The organism is Anaerotruncus colihominis (assembly GCF_010206195.1).
In the GTDB taxonomy this organism is placed as follows: Bacteria; Bacillota; Clostridia; order Oscillospirales; family Ruminococcaceae; genus Anaerotruncus; species Anaerotruncus colihominis_A.
On record NZ_VIQT01000014.1, the window covers coordinates 1 to 16,243 of the forward strand.

Genomic DNA, 16,243 nt, shown 5'->3' on the forward strand with positions numbered 1-16,243 from the left:
CGTCGCTTTGGTGGGCCGTTACCCCGCCAACTGGCTAATCGGACGCGAGCCCATCTTTCAGCGGATTGCTCCTTTGGTTGCAAGGACATGTGTCCCCGCAACTTCATGCGGTATTAGCAGCCGTTTCCGGCTGTTATCCCCCTCTGAAAGGCAGGTTGCTCACGTGTTACTCACCCGTCCGCCACTAAGCTTACACTCGTCCATCCGAAAACTTCAGAATGTAAGCCCCGTTCGACTTGCATGTGTTAGGCGCGCCGCCAGCGTTCGTCCTGAGCCAGGATCAAACTCTTTGATAATGGCATTAAAAACCCTCTCGGGCTTCCAATCTTAATCAAAGTCGATCCAGCTTCGTTTCCTTTGCTGGTTTCGCTTGTACGTCCATCTCTCGATGGATGCACTCAATTTCGTTTCCAGGGTCCTTAGCTTCCCCTTCCAAACCCTCTCGGGCCCTTCCGGTTTCGCTTCGGTTCTTTCCTTCTCGTTGTTCATTTTTCAAGGTGCTGTGTGCTGTCGTTTGATCGCCCTTTGTGTCGTTCGCACGAGGCAGCTTTTGTATAATACCACACAGGTTATTTTTTGTCAACACTTTTTTCAAACTTTTTTCCGAAAAATTTCCTCGGCTTGATTTCGCCCCCTTGATGGGCTATCATGGAGCTATCAGAGAACAAATGAAGGTGATGGAATATGCCGATTAAAATCCCCGACAGCCTGCCGGCTTCGCGTATCCTAGAGCAGGAAAACATCTTTGTTATGACCGAGCATCGCGCCCTGCATCAGGATATTCGTCCGCTAAAAATTGCAATTCTCAATCTGATGCCAAAAAAAATCGAAACGGAAACGCAACTATTGCGCCTGCTTGGCAACTCCCCCATACAGGTGGACATTGAATTGGTGCAAGTCAAATCGCATACTTCCAAAAATACGCCGTCCGAGCATCTCTTTAAATTTTATAAGACCTTTGACGATATCCGCGACCAGCGCTTCGATGGCCTGATCATCACAGGCGCGCCGGTCGAGCAGATGGCCTTTGAACAGGTTGAGTATTGGAACGAACTTTGCGGCATCATGGAGTGGAGCAAAACAAACGTCTTTTCCACCCTTCACATCTGTTGGGGCGCGCAGGCCGCCTTGTACTACCATTATGGGATTCATAAATACCCGCTTGATGAAAAGCTGTTTGGTATTTTCCAGCATCGCTTGGCCGTCGAAAACCATCCGATTACCCGTGGATTCGATGAACAGTTTTTCGTCCCTCACTCACGGCATACAACCGTTTCACGGCGTGAGATTGAGCGGTGCCCTGAGCTTGAAATTCTTGCGGCTTCAAAAGAAGCCGGCGTCTACATGGCCGGACGGCGCGACGGGCGGCAGTTTTTTATCACAGGCCATGCGGAATATGACCGCGGCACGCTTGCTGATGAATATTTCCGCGATCTGCAAAAGGGCCTTCCGATCCATATCCCGGAACACTATTTCCCCAACAACGACCCGGCGCAGACGCCGCCGCATATCTGGCGCGGCCATGCGAATCTGTTATACTGCAATTGGCTCAACTATTATGTCTATCAGACCACGCCGTATGAGTTTACGGAAGACGTGGATGAACCGTCTTGAACAGGAGAACGGACCCGCTCCAAAAAGATCGGGTCCGTTCTCCTGTTATATAACCTTTTGGCCGATATATACAAGCTGTGTACAGCGCTGGATTCCGGTTTGAGCGCAGCGCGCCTGGATGGATCTCGCTTCGTTCAAAAGCGCCGCATATTCGGGCTTTCCAGCCGCGTGTTTTTCCACGGCGCGGACGAGCTTTTCGTTTTTCTCCGCCAGCTTCGCGTCCATTTTGGACTCCTCCAAAAGCTCGGCGGTTTTCACATCAGCCAGCGGCAGCCGTTCAAGAATTTTTATAATCTCATCCTTTCGCCAGGTGGGACGCTGAAATCCGCCGGAGAGCATATCCAGCTTTGCCTCGAAGCTGTGCTGCAAAAAATGCGTCTGCTGCGCCTCGTTCTGTCCATCGGAAAACATCTCGTTAACCAAAAAGACGCCGCCGGGACGCAGAACCCGGAACATCTCATCCAGTACCGCGTCGTAGTCCTCAATATGGTGCAGGGTATTGGAGATCGCCGCCAGTTCAAAAGTATTGTCCGGGAAATCTATGTGGGCGCCCTCTCCCACCATGAACTCCACACCTTTTCCGGCGTTTTTCTCCCGCGCCTCCTCCACCGTTTTTGCGTCGCAATCCAGGCCGATGACGCGCGATCCCGCCGGCATGGCCTCCGCCAGCGTGAATGCAAATTCCCCATAACGCGTCCCCACGTCCAAAGCCATCCCCTGTCTTAGCCCGGGCAAATATTCTTTCAAATGCAGCATTACCGATCTTCCTTTCACGTCGTAAAAGCCCGTTTAAAATCCCGCTGCGGATTTCAAACAGGCCTCAAGGCCGCCTCCGCTCGCCGGAGGCGGCCTTTTCACAGTTCAGAATCATCTTTGATCTAAGCGTCTACCAACACAATTCCCAGGCGTTTTGCGGCCGTTACAGCCTCTGTCAGGGACGGCTCGGCGCCGCGCAACACAAGTCGTCCGCCGCCGCGGTTGAGCGTATCCACCATATAACTGCCCTGATCCGTGGTGATTGTGATTTTCTGGATGGCATGCTCTGTCCCCTCGACAATCTCCACCTCAATGCCCGCGTCCTTCACCATCTGGACCGACTTATTATACATCTCATAGTCCGAAGTGGACGCGCCGAACACAGCGCCCATCAGGACGCCGGGGATATTGATGGAGCGGCGCGCAAACAGCTCGGGATACAGTTCAACACGCACCTTTTTAATCTTGCCCTTGATAAGCTCATGACAGATGCGCGCCGCATTTGTCGGGCTGCCCACAGCCTGGCTGCTGCCACCGACAACGGCGTCGCCCAGAGTGTGCAGGATATGTTCAGTGCCCTGCGCTAATTTTTTGGCCTTGGCTTTGGCTTTGGCAAGCGTTTCCTCAATCTTTTTGGCCTCAGCGTCCTTAACCTGCTGGCTTACCAAGGACTCCACAGCGGGTTTGCGTTTAAAGAATGGCTCCATATACTCCACAACGATGGGGACGAGGGAATGTCCGGACTCCACATGGACTTCGGCCGCCATAGCCAACATTACGTCAAATGGCACATTGACCGTCATATCCACTTTCATGCACAAACGACCTGCATACATCCCCATGAGGATCGCGCCGCCCACATGCGTGGTACACAGCGCGGGCACCAGAACGCGCGGAGTGCAGGGCACGCCGATAGTGGGCGACAGCGCCAGCACCATGGCCTTTTCCATCTGTTCGGGCGTGCCGCCGCCGATGGAGACAGTCGCCGCGGCGATACAGGCGGAGCCTGCGCCGTAGCCCTCCATATTGCAGCCGGTCGTAACCTTGCCCACCCGGAAGATGCTGCCGATCTTGATAATCAGCGCAGCCGTCTCCGCGATGGTTTTTTCGTCATATCCATGTGTCATCATCGCCTTGATAAAGCCGGAATACGGGCAGGAATCGCCTGTGCCGGCGCAGGGGCGCAAGCCGATGCAGTGGTTACCCACCTGCGCGCCCAGCGTATACAGGAGGGCGTCATCCAAAAAGGTATCCGAGAAACACTTGGGACCTTCCTGCGCGGCAAGCTGCGAGGCTACCGTACCGAGCAGGATGCTCTCGCCGTCCTTGACGCCGATTTCCACAGCCTTGAGGTTATGGGCGTATTCGTTCATAATGCCGGTGAGAATCTCCTCGCGGGAAAGGCCCGTGCGCAGCTCCGTCTCAATGAGAACTACGTCTGTCACGCGGGCGCCGAACTGCCTGGCAACATCGATCATCTCGCTGACGGTGAGCGGCAGCTTCTCCTGAATCACAGCTCTGATATCGCTCATTGGATACCCCTCCTTTTTGCTCCTGTACGGATCACTTGACCACGCGGCCAGTGGCGTAATTGGCTTCGATCTCGCGGATTTCGGGCAGGCCCACAATCTCATTGAACTGAGCGAAGGGAATCATTGTATCAATCAGCGTCTGCGTCGTATCGTCGCGGCGCATTCCCTCCCAGAGATCCACCATGGCTTTTGTGGTCACATAGACGGAGGCCGTCGGATAGATAATCAGGTTATAGCCAAATTCGGAAAGCTGCGCATTTTTGAACATAGGAGTACGGCCGCCTTCAACCATGTTGGCCAGCGTCAGGACGCCGGGAAGCTCCTCGTTGATGCGGCGCATTTCAGCCTCGGATTCAGGCGACTCAACAAAGATAATGTCCGCGCCCGCTTCCTTGTAGGCGTGCGCGCGCTCCAAAGCGGCGTCGATGCCGTGCACAGTGCGCGCGTCTGTGCGCGCCATAATCATGAAGTTGGGGTCGATGCGCGCATCCACAGCGGCATGGATCTTGCCGACCATCTCCTCCATGGGGATGACCTCGCGGCCGATCATATGGCCACACTTCTTGGGCATCACCTGATCCTCAAGCTGGATCACAGCTACGCCCGCTTTTTCGTACTCACGAACGGTACGCATGACATTGACGGCGTTTCCAAACCCGGTGTCCGCATCCGCGATCACCGGCACGCCGCAGCATTCCACCAGGTTGGCCGCGCGGGCGACCATTTCACTCATCGTCATAAGTCCCACGTCGGGTTTGCCCAAATGGCTGGCTGATTGGCCGTAACCGGTCATGTACACGGCGTCAAAGCCAAGCTTTCCGATGATTTTTCCGGTGAGCATATCGTGCGCACCCGGTGCGACCACTGTTTTTTTGCTGGCAAAAAGTTCACGCATCTTCTTAGGTCCGTTCATATTCCAATCACTCCATTTTTTCATATGTTGAGCGCGCCGGCGGAGCAGACGAGGCCGAAATGAACCATACGCCCGCCTGCGGCTTTGCCTGCGCACCCATATTCATCAGGGGCGTTTTATGCCCCGCTATACTTAGAGGCTGTTTGAAAAATCAAAACTCCTCTATTTTCAAACAGGCCCTAACCGTCTGTATATTCCCTGAGGAAACTGAGCGCAGCGTCGGGATAATATTTGCCGAGTACGCCCATAGCGTACAGGATATAGTTGCGGTCCTGCACAATCTGCGGCTTTTCCAACGGCAGCAGAGAGATGCCCGGGTCCTCAAAGCAACGCAGCACCATTTCCTCGGCAGCCTTTTTGTCCGAATGAACGAAGATGCCGCCCACACAGAGCACACGCTCCACACGGCGCAGATCGCGTCCAATGGCGGTGCCCGCCATAATCCCCATGACCGGGTCGGCCGTATCGGCATAATGGCCCGCATGACGGCGCAGAGCCGTGTTGATGGCACAGGAGGCCATCGCGCGCTCCAGGGATTTTTCCCGCTCGTCGGCCGGGATGTAATCGGGGTGGTCCTCCAGATGCTGAGCAAACCGGAGCGCCTCGTCAGGCGTGACGCCGTAATCGCCGTCCATAGCCCTGATCACCGCATTGGGGCCGACAGCCTCCGGGATGCCGGTCGCCGATACGCGCAGGCCCAGGTTCCCTTCCACAGTGCGGTAAGAAAACTGCTTTTCATTGTTGATGACCAGCCCCCGCTCCTCGATGGAAAGCTTTTCAAGCTCCGGCAGGGCGGAGTGGATATCTGTGGTTGCGCCGCCGATATCCACCAGGATCAGCGAGCCGACGCCATCCTGCTCATAGGTGCCTTTGGCCAGCAGCTCACTGGCCAGCAGCACTGCGCCGGGTGTTGGTACCACGGTCTGGTCGGACAGGCCGGCGCGAAATTCCGCTAAGCCCCTGGCTCTGGTGATCTGCCTGATAAACTGTTCGTGGATGGCCTCGCGGGCCGGTTTGATATTCAGCTCGTGAATCGTCGGCATGATATTCGGCACGCGCACATAGTCGACGCCCTCTTTATCAAAAAGCTCCGCTACAGCGCGCTGCGCATACTTGTTGCACGCCACGATCACCGTCGCCTTGCCGTGCAGCTCGCAGATCATCTCCGCGTTTTCCAGGGCGCATCCCTCGTCGCCGCCGTCTGTCCCGCCGGAAAGCAGGATGATGTCGGGATTGATCTCCATCAGCACTTCCTTGCGGAAGGACAGCGGTTCCTCAGCGGAGACGACCTGCATCACCCGCGCGCCTGCCGTCATGGCCACTTCCTTGGCGGCCTTGGCGGTGACACGCGGCATATATCCAAGGGCGACCATGCGCAGTCCTCCCGCGGCGGAGCAGGAGCTGTACCGCTTGATCTGTGGCGCAAACGGTACGCCCTGCTCCCGGATCGCCTGCTCCGCCCCCCGCGCGCCTTCCATAACATCGTGCAGCGTGGTGGGCGACTGGCCGCGTCCCAGGAATATAAAACGCCCATCCGTCAACGCAAAGGCCGCCGCCTTGGTATAAGTGCTTCCCACATCGTAGACAAGGATATTAGCTTGTATCTCAACCGCTTTCATAGGGATTATTTCCCGCAGACCTTAGAGGTTTCCACGTAGACATACCCCTCCATGATACGGCGGGCCGTGCGCTCAAAAGCAGCCTTTTCGACATGGCCGTCCTTCACATCCGCTACCACGGGCAGCACCCCGGCGGGATGGCCGATGCGAATACGGGTCTTATGCTCAATATCAGGGATGACCTGGTTGACGATGGTGCCCGGAATCTTGGCGGCCGCGCCGGTGCAGGCGGTGGCGGTGCCCGCGTATGTCTTGTGAAGCACCTGCATGAACATCAGCCTGGCCACGAAATCCACCTCATCGGCCTTGATCGTGTTTCCGGTTGTAAAGTCCGTGTAATCCGCCGGGGCCGTGACAAAGCAGATCATCGGGAAAGCGGGCGACTTAGTGTGGGCCTCCTCCTCGGTTTTGCACTTGCCCATCATCACAGCGCCCTTGGCGCGCAGCTCCTCCAGAAGCTCCAGCAGCGCCTTGTTGCCGTTGATCTCGCTGGGCGTCTCGGTGCCCTTCATCCCAACGTCGCTTGCCCGTACAAAGATGCAGGGATTGGCCACATCGACCATTGAGGCTTCAATGGCGCCTTTGCTCGTCTCAATCACATCCACCACGTTCCCGGTGGGGAGCAGTTTGCCTGTGGCCGCGCCCGCGGTGGAGGCGAAGTCCATCAGGATAGGGGCGCTCGTGCCGGGGACGCCGTCGATTTTGCAGTTTCCGGAAACAACGGCCTTACCGTCGCGCACCTCCACCTCGGCCCGCAGAATTTTGCCGGTGTTGGTGTTGTGGATGCGCACCATCGTGATGCCCTCCTCGGCGCGGACCATGCTTTCATCGATAGCGAAGGGACCAACGCCGGAGGAAATATTGCCGCAGTTGCCGCTGTAATCGATGACCGTACCGTCGATGCTCACCTGTCCGAATGTGTAGTCCACATCGGCGTCGTCACGGGTGGGCGGGCCGATGATGGCAAGCTTGCTCGTCAGCGGGTCCGCGCCGGCCAGACCGTCGATCTGGCGGACGTCGGGGCTGCCGAAGATGGCAAGGATGGTTTTGTCACGCATAGCCTGGTTCTTGGGAAGGTCGTTTTCCTTGATAAAAATGCCCTTGCTGGTGCCCGCGCGCATAATCACGCATGGAATCCGCATCTGATCGCTCATATCTGACATTCCTCCATTCATCCGTTTTTCTTCTTTTCTTCAATCGCTTTGGTAATGCAGTCAACGCACGCCTGGGGTTCGGAACCCGGGCCAAAAAATGCGTCTACGCCCAAAAACCCAACGCCCTCGGACTGGATTTTGTCCTCGTAATACTTGTGTTCTTCTTCCTTTTCAGCGATACGCCCACCGGCCCACACGACCATTTTGTCCCGCAGTCCAAGCTCCTTGAGGCGCTTCTCGACGCGCGGGAACAGGGTGACGCCCAACCCCAGCAGGTTGCTGACGCCCACCGCGTCGGCGTTGGCCTCAGCGGCGACCTCGGCCACTGTCTCGGGCAGGTTCATGCCGCGCAGGAACACAACGTCGTACCCCGCGTCCTGGAACGCTTCGCGGATCACGTTGATGCCGTTGACATGCGCGTCTGCCCCGACGGTCGCCAGCACGATCTTCTCCTTGCGCGTCGGCGGCTTCTCGACATGCACCGTGACATGCTCCTTGGTGATGGGGCAGCGGGACGCGTCGACGCCAAGAGGCGTATACCCTTTGACATAGCGGGTGATTCCGTCCGGATCGCGGTTTGTCTTGACATAACGCTTCAAATCCCATCCGCCGGCGCGGGGGGTATCCATCATGCCGCTTTTACCGCCCTCGACGATCAGGTCGATCAGCTCCGCGTCGCTCCACTGATGCCAGAATTCCTCCGTGAGACAGCCGGGCTTCAGGCTGCGGGACGGCAGATGAAGGACGGCCTCCAAAATGGCGAACGCTTCATCCATCATCATGGACTCGTATTCGTCGATGACCGGCGATTCGATGTTTATATTACAGGTGCGGCGGAACACGTCCTCGGACGCCCAAACCGCCTGCCCCATGGAGTCGCCGGTGGGGATACCCACAGATTCAGCAGCCTTGGGGCGGTAGAAATTCGCGCCGCCAAGCTTTGCGGAGACCGCCATGCGGGCAAAATGCGCCTGCTCCGCAATCAGGTTGGCCGGCGGGTTCTGGAATGTCTCAGGAACAACGATCAGGCTCTTGGAGAGCATATTGTGGCGGAAGGCGCGCATGATGGCCAGGTCGCGGTAGAGGTTGTTTCCGCCCACGTTCATCTGGATGCCGCTCAGCTCCCAGGGCAGGCCGCCGTGCGCCGCCAGGCCCTCGGCCAGCAGGCACATCGCGATAGCCATACCGTCCGTGCCGCCGATGTTGTTGATATGCTTATGTGTGTCAAGCTGCGCGAAGATCTTGTTTTCGCCGCAGATCTGAATCGCTTTGTAGCCGTTGACAACCTTGGTGCGAAAATCATGGATGCCGCGGCCGCCGAAATGCACATGGATGACAGGTCCGATATCCGTGCCGTCAAAGCCGGCGATCAGGGCGTTTAAGATGTTGATATGCGCCGTGTCGCCAGTGGCGTTGATGCGCACGGGATGTTTGGCGCCGCCGCCCATCTGGATGAATTCGCGCTCACCTTTTGGTGTGATACCGCCCTTGCCCCTGGACTGCTCGATCAGCTCACGCCCCTTGAGCGGGTCGATGTGGCGAGTGGCCTCTGAGTGGACAAACTGGAAGATCGTGTCGTCATACATATCCGCATACTTGTAGATATCGCACGATTCCTTCCAGGTTTCCTCAGCCGAGTTGCGCCCCAGGATCGGATTCAGGCATGGGACGCCCGTCTCCAGCGCCTTCTGGCCAAGCTCATAGATGCGGTAGCCGCTGCGGACAACGCCCGCCACCTCGCGCGGATACGGCCCGGGCAGGCCCACGACCTCGCCGTTTTCGTCCAGATCCGGCATCTCCACGCCGAAGCAGTCGGCGTAGGCGCGGATGGTTTCAATATCTTCTTTTATGATTCGCTTTGTTTTTTCCTGTGGATCTTTCATATATATCCCCCTTATCGCTTTTAGGTATGGCTGGTATCTCCCAGCCCTTCCCCATTGTTAAGCAAGCCCAAGTTCGGCGCGGACGCGGGGGATCAGCCCGCCGTATTCCAGCGTCTTTAATACATTCGCGGCCAGCGGCGCAAACTGTTTTACTTCCCCGTTCACCGTGACGGTCCCCTTCTCCAGGTCCGCCTCTATGATATCCCCGGTGTGAAGGCTGTCCGCTACATCGGCCGCCCAAACCGGCAGGCCGATATTGATGGAATTGCGGCGGAAAATGCGCGCAAAACCCTTTGCTATGACCAGTGACACGCCCACCTGCCTGAGCGCGATAGGCGCCTGCTCGCGGGAGGAGCCGCAGCCGAAGTTACGCCCCGCCACAAGGATGCTGCCCGGCTCAAAGACCGATTTAAAATCCAGACCGGCCAGGCCTGCCATGGCAAATTTGCCGAGCTGATCCATCGGCTCGGCCATCGCATAGCCGGGAAGAATCTGGTCAGTATCCACGTCGTCTCCCAAAACGATTACTTTTCCTTTGATGATATCCATAGTCAGCCCTCCGCCTTTGGTACGGTGATCCTGCCGGCGAGCGCGGTTGCCGCCGCCGTTGCAGGAGAGGCCAGATAAATATTGGCCTTCATACTTCCCATGCGTCCGGGGAAGTTCCGGTTTGTGGTGGAAACAACCACATCGCGCTCGCTTGTAAGCCCCTCATGCGCGCCAAAACAGGGGCCGCAGCCGGGATTGAGCACCGTGGCGCCGGCATCACGGATGATTTTGCACCAGCCGCGCGCCTCCATCTCCTCCAGAACGTCTCTGGAGGCAGGAACAATCAACGTATTCACATCCGGATGGACGTGCTTTCCCTCAAAAGCCTTCGCAACCTGTTCCATATCATTGATGCGGCCGTTGGTGCACGAACCCACCACCACCTGCGTCACCTTAACGCCTTCCACTTCCCGGACCGGAACCACATTGGCCGGCGAAAAGGGCTTGGCGATCTGCGGCTCCAGCGCAGAGAGGTCAACCTCGCGCGTCTCGGCGGTGTCGCCTTCCCGTGCGGTTGTACCGAACAGGGTGATCATGCTGCCGATTTCAATCCCCATATTGCAGGCGGTCATGCGCTCGGCCACAGAAAATTCCTCAATACCAGGTCCGGTGAACAAAAGCGCCTTGTCTACCAGGTAATCCGTACCGAACACGCTGCCCAGATAAAGGATTAAATCTTTGCCAAAGACGTTGGCCGGCCGCTTTCCAGTCAGGTGGATCTGGACGACCTCGGGCACCTCCAGATCGAGCCTGCCAGTCGCCATAGCGGCGGCCAGCTCCGTGGAGCCGACGCCAATGCCGATGGCGCCATAGCCACCGCAGGTTCCGGTGTGGGAGTCGGCGATGGCAATCAGCTCGCCAGGCGCCGCGCGGTGTTTTTCATACATGAGCTGATGGATAACGCCCTCGCCGCGCTGGTAAAGATGCACGCCGAATTCCTTGGCAAAATCATCCATGGCCCATACGCTGTTTCGGGCCTTTTCCGTCGCAGCTGGATAGATGTGATCCACAATGAGAACCACACGGTCTGGATCAAACACTTTCTTGACGCCGATTTCACGAAACATCTTGATCGCGATCGGAGCGGTCACATCGTGGGCGGCCACATAGCTGACCTTGCAGGAAAGATCGTCCCCTGCGTGCGCCTGGGCAACGCCGGCAGCCTTCGCCAGATACGTTTCGATGATATTCATAGAGTCTCCCTTCACTCCGTTTCATAGGATTTTGCCGGGCTGTGAGCCTATCCCCAAGCCCACTTTGCGCGAGCTTGGGGGCAGGCTCTCTCAAACAGGCCGGAACAATCAGGTCATTCTGATTATCCTGGCCTGCCCGTCCCGGAATGAACCAGGCCGGAAAATTCGCCCATTCCGACGCTTTTGCAGAAAAAACGCGCAAAGATGGAATTTTCCAACAGGTCCTCAGGCCGCGAAAGGCGGGGGATGCCCGTGGACATCCCCTGCCTTTGCGTTATTTCTTGTACAGTTCGCGCATGATATCGAGATGCTGAATGGGAAGCTTGCCAAAACGGATATTCAGAGCGTTCTCTACAGCATCGGCGGTAGCCGGAATTGTTGGGATCAACGCCGGCTCTCCGACGCCCTTCGCGCCGAAGGGCCCCGTCTCGCTGTTGCCGCTTTCGACGACAATCGGATAGATGGTCGGCGCGTCCATCGCGGTAGCCAACAGATATTTCGAGAAAACAGGGTTTGTGATACGGCCATCCTTCGTCTCGATCTTCTCCATCAGGGCAAATCCCGTACCCATGACCACGCCGCCCTCAACCTGACCTTCAACGGCCTGCTTGTTCACGGCGGTCCCCACGTCATGCGCGGAAACAACGTTGAGTACATCCACAAGACCGGTTTCCACGTCGACCTCCAGATCCACAATGGTCGCGGCGTAGGAATAGACCTCAAACGGCACGCCGAACATATCCTCGGCGTTAAGCCCCGTGGTCCTGGGGTTATACGCCCCGGAACCGAGCGCCAGCTTGCCCAAGCGCTTCATCTCGCCCATCAGCTCCGGATAAGTCATCTTGACGCTTCTGTCCTCGGAGGAATAGATTTCCCTGTGACGGAAAACCAGCTTATCCTGCGGCACATTGAGATAATTGGAAGCCACTTCAGCCAGGGTATTTTTGGCCATGCGTGCAGCCAGCATAGTAGCGGATCCGGATATAAAGGTCTGACGGCTTGCAGAAGTCGCGCCGCCCTCCGGAGTGACCTCGGTGTTTGCGAAGGTCACATGGATATCCTCATACTCCAGCCCCAGCTCTTCGGCGGCGATCTGCGCCATGGCGGAGGTGGAACCTTGGCCGATGTCGGCACAGCCGACCATCAGGTTGACGCTGTTGTCGGGCAGCACCTCGACAAACGCGCCGGCCGGGTTCGGAAGGCCGGTGTTGCCAATGCCGTAATACATGCAGCCGTAGCCACGGCCGCGGCGTTTGTTGGGAGCTGTCGGGGCGCAGGGCGGCAGAACCTGGCTGGCCTTGTCGCGCACCGCCTCAAGGCACTGCACAAAGCCGACGTTTTCATCAAGCACCTGACCAGTGGAGGTAACGCTGCCTGGACGGTGCGCGTTGATTATGCGCAGCTCAATGGGATCCATGTTAAGCGCCTTGGCCAACGCGTTCATCTGCCCTTCGTGGGCCACGGCCACCTGAGGGACGCCAAACCCGCGGAAAGCGCCCGCCATGGGGTTGTTGGTATAATAGAAAGTCGCATCTACCCGGACGTTCGGCACCTCATAAGGACCCGCGGCATGGACGGTGGCGCGCGTGATAACGGCAGGTCCATAAGAGGCGTAAGCGCCCGTATCGGCCAGCAAGGTCGCCTGGACGGCCAACACCTTGCCATCCTTAGTCGCGCCGGTTTTATAGTGCATCTTGAACGGATGCCGCTTGGAGGAAACCATGGTTGATTCCATGCGTCCGCGGACAATCTTGACCGGACGCTTGGTATAATAGGACAGCAGGGCCGCATGGCACTGGACAGAGATATCCAGCTTTCCGCCGAAACCACCGCCTGTAGTCACCTGGACTGAGGACACGCGGTTTTGAGGAAGCGCCAGCATTCCAGCGACCTCGCCGCGATCATAGTGCGGGTTCTGCGTGGAGCTGTAAACGGTCATCTGCCCGTTCTCAAAGCTGGCGACGCCGGCGTCAGGTTCAATGAACATATGGGACAGCATAGGCGTCTCATAGTCATTTTCTACAATCACATCGCAGTGTTTGAAGGCTTCGTCCACATCGCCGTGCTCCAGGTGCTTTTTCTGATGCACATTTGTTTCGCCGTGCACCTTGGGCGCGTCCTCCTCGGCGGCGCGTTCCATGGTGAGAATCGGCTCGTACTCCTCATACTCCACCTTGATGGCTTCCAGAGCGTCGCGGACAAGCTCCGGCGTTTCGGCGGCCACCACGGCGATGGCGTCGCCATAGCGGCGGATTTTGTCGTCCACCAGGATCGGCTCGTCCTTAATGATGATACCGATCCTGTTCTTGCCGGGGATGTCCTTGCTTGTCAGCACACACACCACGCCTGGGATTTCCAGAGCGGCGGACGGGTCAAAATTCTTGACAACGCCGTGGGCGATTGTGCTGCGCAGTACGCCGCCGTAGAGCATGTTCGGCAGCTCCATATCGGCCGCGAATTTGGCGCTGCCCATAATCTTTTCCATAGTGTCCTTTTTGACAACGCTTTTGCCCAGGATGGACCAGTCATGCTGACCGGCGACGGAGACATCCACAGAGCTTTTTTCCTTGACAGCGACTTCTGTTTTTTTCATTCTCTGACGCCTCCTTTCGCATCGCGGGCCATCTCCACGGCCTTGATGATCTTGCTGTATCCGGTGCAGCGGCAGAGGTTTCCGGACATAGCACGGCGGATTTCCTCGTCCGTTGCGTTGGGCTTTTTATCAAGCAGCGCCTTGGCCGAAAGGACCATGCCGGGCGTGCAGTAGCCACACTGTACAGCACCCGCGTCCACAAACGCCTGCTGGATATAGTTAAGCTGGCCGTTTTCCGCGACGCCTTCCAGGGTCACAATCGCAGAACCGTCCGCCTGCCCGGCCAGCATCAGGCAGGATGTGACGGCCTTGCCGTTGTAAATGATGGTGCAGGCTCCGCATTCTCCCTCGCCGCAGCCCTCCTTGACGCTGGTCATGCCCATGTCCTCACGCAAAAAGTCCACCAGGCGTTTGTTGGGGTCGGCGGTGACAGAGATGTCATTGCCGTTCAGGTTGAATTGAATCTTGATCTGTTCCATATTGGTTCTTTTCCTCCCTCACGCCAGACCGAACTGACTGATGATCTGATCAAAGCAGCGGCGGGCTGCGCCGCGGACGCCTTCGCGCTTATAGACGACGGAAGGACGCGTTGGAATCGCCGCCTGGACAGCGTCGGTAAACGCGGACAGCGTATCGTCCAGAGACTGCTTTGTGAGCGCGCGGCCCTTCAAAAGGGCTTCAATCTCAGGGGAGCGCATGGGATGCTTGCTCACCGCGCCCAGCACCACGCGGCAATCCTCTACCTTGTTGTCAGGGGTGCGTTTTATATAGATGGCCACAGCCAGCACAACAATCGCCAGGCTCTTGCGCTTGCCGATCTTGAAATATCCCACAGCCTCGTCGCTGGAAAGTGCGGGGAAGCGAATTTCTGTGAGAAGCTCGTCGGGACGGATGGCACAGTTGCCGGGACCCTTGTTGAAATCCTCAATCGTCATAATGCGCTCGCCCTTGGCGCTTTTAAGTACCACCTGTGCGTCATAGGTGAGGAAGGTGGTGGGGCTGTCACCCGCCACGGACGCGTTAACGACGTTGCCGCCTACAGTGCCAAGATTGCGGATCTGCGGGGAACCGACATGGACCGCCGTCTCCAAAAGGGCCGGCAGGTGCGCCTGCACATAGGCGTCGTTTTCCAGATCGTCAAAGGATGTGAGGGCGCCGATTTTCACAAGGCCCCCCTCCTCTTTTATGTAGCGCAGCTCGGATAATTTATCGATAGCGATCACATGCTCAGGCGCCTTATGGCGCTCGTTTAACTCAATGATCACGTCTGTACCGCCCGCAACCACGGCGCAGCTGGCCTGATACTGTTCCAGCATGGCCACGGCCTCGTCCACCGTGGTGGGGGCGTGGTAAGTAAAGGGCTTCATTTGTTTAAACTCCTTTCGTCCTGATTGGATGCACAGGGTCTATTATTTACCGCTCCCGCACACTTTAACGCCGGTCAAATCCTCCCATACCTTGACGACAGAGGACATATCCTCGCGGCCCTGTCCCTTGGCGCGGGCCATCTCATAGACCTGGGCGGCAGCGGCGGTCATAGGCAGGGGCACGCGTTCGTCGCGCGAGGCCTCAAGCGCCAATCCTAAATCTTTATACTGCAAATCCACGGCAAAACCGCCTGCAAACTGATCAGCCATGATGAATTTCTCCAGCTTGGCGTCAAGCGCGTAGCTGCGTCCCGAAGAAACAGAAATAACTTCCTTCATCGTCTCCACGGACAGCCCACATTTTACGCCCAGAGTCAGCGCCTCGCTCAAAGCGGCCATATTGCATCCAAGCAGAAGGTTATTGACCATCTTGATGGCGTCGCCGCCGCCGACCTCGCCCACATGATAGATATTCTTGCCTAAAACGTCAAAAACAGGCTTTACCTTTTCAAAGGTCGCGTCGTCGGCTCCCACCATAATGGTAAGCGTGCCTGCGGCCGCACCGGACACGCCGCCGGAAACCGGGGCGTCAATGTATCCGATCCCCTTCTCAGCGGCTTTTTTCGCCATGTCTTTTGTGCTGTTGGGCGCTACGGAACTCATATCGATGATGATGGTTCCCGCTTTACAGTTTTCAAATACGCCGCCCTTGGAACACATAACGCTCTCTACAATCTTGGCGTTTGGCAAAGAGCAGATGATAGCGTCCGCTTTGCCGGCGAGTTCGCCTGCCGTGGCGCAGCCCTTAGCACCTTTGCCCTCCATCTCCTTGACAGCGGCTTCCACTACATCGAACGCATAAACCTCATATCCTGCATTTAACAGGTTGCAGGCCATGGGCTTGCCCATCGCGCCAAGCCCTACAAATCCGATCTTCATAAAATCCACTCACCTTTACTTCATTGATTGCCAGATCGGGCCGTTGGGAATAAAGGCCGCCCTGGGGCTGTTCACAAATAAAGCGCCATAAAAACAAAAACGATTTTTCGGCGCATCAAACAAAAAATACG

13 protein-coding genes and 1 rRNA gene are annotated in these 16,243 nt (G+C 57.1%); 1 reads left to right on the forward strand and 13 read right to left on the reverse strand.

The genetic code is table 11. The features are described from left to right. Positions 1-296 (reverse strand): 16S ribosomal RNA (locus FMM72_RS10345); the annotation flags it as partial. 388 nt (positions 297-684) lie between these two features. Between FMM72_RS10345 and metA the strand changes: the two genes are divergently transcribed. Continuing rightward, complete coding sequence (gene metA, locus FMM72_RS10350) at positions 685-1,614, forward strand: homoserine O-acetyltransferase MetA (protein WP_162221385.1); 930 nt, start codon at positions 685-687, stop codon at positions 1,612-1,614. Positions 1,615-1,659: 45 nt separating this feature from the next. Here the strand turns inward: metA and FMM72_RS10355 are convergent, their stop codons facing one another. The 12 genes from FMM72_RS10355 to FMM72_RS10410 form a co-directional block, all read right to left on the reverse strand. Continuing rightward, positions 1,660-2,370 (reverse strand): class I SAM-dependent methyltransferase, encoded by a 711-nt coding sequence (locus FMM72_RS10355; RefSeq protein WP_162221386.1) that lies wholly within the window; start codon positions 2,368-2,370, stop codon positions 1,660-1,662. A gap of 122 nt (positions 2,371-2,492) precedes the next feature. Beyond that, positions 2,493-3,902 carry a serine dehydratase gene (locus FMM72_RS10360; RefSeq protein ID WP_160210702.1) on the reverse strand — a complete coding sequence of 470 codons (1,410 nt, stop codon included), beginning with the start codon at positions 3,900-3,902 and terminating at the stop codon, positions 2,493-2,495. 31 nt (positions 3,903-3,933) lie between these two features. Further along, entirely contained in the window at positions 3,934-4,815 is an 882-nt protein-coding gene (locus tag FMM72_RS10365; RefSeq protein ID WP_160210701.1) for an isocitrate lyase/PEP mutase family protein, read from the reverse strand. A 179-nt stretch (positions 4,816-4,994) separates the two neighbouring features. Further along, positions 4,995-6,434 carry a glutamate mutase L gene (locus FMM72_RS10370; protein WP_162221387.1) on the reverse strand — a complete coding sequence of 480 codons (1,440 nt, stop codon included), beginning with the start codon at positions 6,432-6,434 and terminating at the stop codon, positions 4,995-4,997. 5 nt (positions 6,435-6,439) lie between these two features. Continuing rightward, the gene (locus FMM72_RS10375) at positions 6,440-7,588 is read right to left on the reverse strand and encodes a 2-methylaconitate cis-trans isomerase PrpF family protein (RefSeq protein WP_180322916.1); all 1,149 of its coding nucleotides are present in this window, start codon (positions 7,586-7,588) and stop codon (positions 6,440-6,442) included. A 17-nt stretch (positions 7,589-7,605) separates the two neighbouring features. Continuing rightward, entirely contained in the window at positions 7,606-9,471 is a 1,866-nt protein-coding gene (locus FMM72_RS10380; protein WP_160210698.1) for a cobalamin-dependent protein, read from the reverse strand. Between the two features lie 57 nt (positions 9,472-9,528). Continuing rightward, on the reverse strand, positions 9,529-10,020 hold the full coding sequence (locus FMM72_RS10385; RefSeq protein WP_006873361.1) for a 3-isopropylmalate dehydratase: 492 nt from the start codon (positions 10,018-10,020) through the stop codon (positions 9,529-9,531). A gap of 2 nt (positions 10,021-10,022) precedes the next feature. After that, the gene (locus FMM72_RS10390; protein ID WP_160210697.1) at positions 10,023-11,213 is read right to left on the reverse strand and encodes a 3-isopropylmalate dehydratase large subunit; all 1,191 of its coding nucleotides are present in this window, start codon (positions 11,211-11,213) and stop codon (positions 10,023-10,025) included. 274 nt (positions 11,214-11,487) lie between these two features. Then, entirely contained in the window at positions 11,488-13,806 is a 2,319-nt protein-coding gene (locus FMM72_RS10395; protein WP_162221389.1) for a xanthine dehydrogenase family protein molybdopterin-binding subunit, read from the reverse strand. Then, the gene (locus FMM72_RS10400; RefSeq protein ID WP_160210695.1) at positions 13,803-14,285 is read right to left on the reverse strand and encodes a (2Fe-2S)-binding protein; all 483 of its coding nucleotides are present in this window, start codon (positions 14,283-14,285) and stop codon (positions 13,803-13,805) included. Before FMM72_RS10400 ends, FMM72_RS10395 begins: the two co-directional genes overlap by 4 nt. A gap of 18 nt (positions 14,286-14,303) precedes the next feature. Continuing rightward, positions 14,304-15,173 (reverse strand): FAD binding domain-containing protein, encoded by an 870-nt coding sequence (locus tag FMM72_RS10405; RefSeq protein WP_162221390.1) that lies wholly within the window; start codon positions 15,171-15,173, stop codon positions 14,304-14,306. 42 nt (positions 15,174-15,215) lie between these two features. Then, positions 15,216-16,112, reverse strand: coding sequence for an NAD(P)-dependent oxidoreductase (locus FMM72_RS10410; RefSeq protein ID WP_162221391.1), 897 nt, complete (start codon positions 16,110-16,112; stop codon positions 15,216-15,218). Positions 16,113-16,243 lie beyond the last annotated feature (131 nt).

Coding starts and splice junctions, on each gene's coding strand:
- metA (WP_162221385.1), top strand. CDS start 685: ATGCCGATTAAAATCCCCGACAGCCTGCCGGCTTCGCGTATCCTAGAG.
- FMM72_RS10355 (WP_162221386.1), bottom strand. CDS start 2,370: ATGCTGCATTTGAAAGAATATTTGCCCGGGCTAAGACAGGGGATGGCT.
- FMM72_RS10360 (WP_160210702.1), bottom strand. CDS start 3,902: ATGAGCGATATCAGAGCTGTGATTCAGGAGAAGCTGCCGCTCACCGTC.
- FMM72_RS10365 (WP_160210701.1), bottom strand. CDS start 4,815: ATGAACGGACCTAAGAAGATGCGTGAACTTTTTGCCAGCAAAAAAACA.
- FMM72_RS10370 (WP_162221387.1), bottom strand. CDS start 6,434: ATGAAAGCGGTTGAGATACAAGCTAATATCCTTGTCTACGATGTGGGA.
- FMM72_RS10375 (WP_180322916.1), bottom strand. CDS start 7,588: ATGAGCGATCAGATGCGGATTCCATGCGTGATTATGCGCGCGGGCACC.
- FMM72_RS10380 (WP_160210698.1), bottom strand. CDS start 9,471: ATGAAAGATCCACAGGAAAAAACAAAGCGAATCATAAAAGAAGATATT.
- FMM72_RS10385 (WP_006873361.1), bottom strand. CDS start 10,020: ATGGATATCATCAAAGGAAAAGTAATCGTTTTGGGAGACGACGTGGAT.
- FMM72_RS10390 (WP_160210697.1), bottom strand. CDS start 11,213: ATGAATATCATCGAAACGTATCTGGCGAAGGCTGCCGGCGTTGCCCAG.
- FMM72_RS10395 (WP_162221389.1), bottom strand. CDS start 13,806: ATGAAAAAAACAGAAGTCGCTGTCAAGGAAAAAAGCTCTGTGGATGTC.
- FMM72_RS10400 (WP_160210695.1), bottom strand. CDS start 14,285: ATGGAACAGATCAAGATTCAATTCAACCTGAACGGCAATGACATCTCT.
- FMM72_RS10405 (WP_162221390.1), bottom strand. CDS start 15,173: ATGAAGCCCTTTACTTACCACGCCCCCACCACGGTGGACGAGGCCGTG.
- FMM72_RS10410 (WP_162221391.1), bottom strand. CDS start 16,112: ATGAAGATCGGATTTGTAGGGCTTGGCGCGATGGGCAAGCCCATGGCC.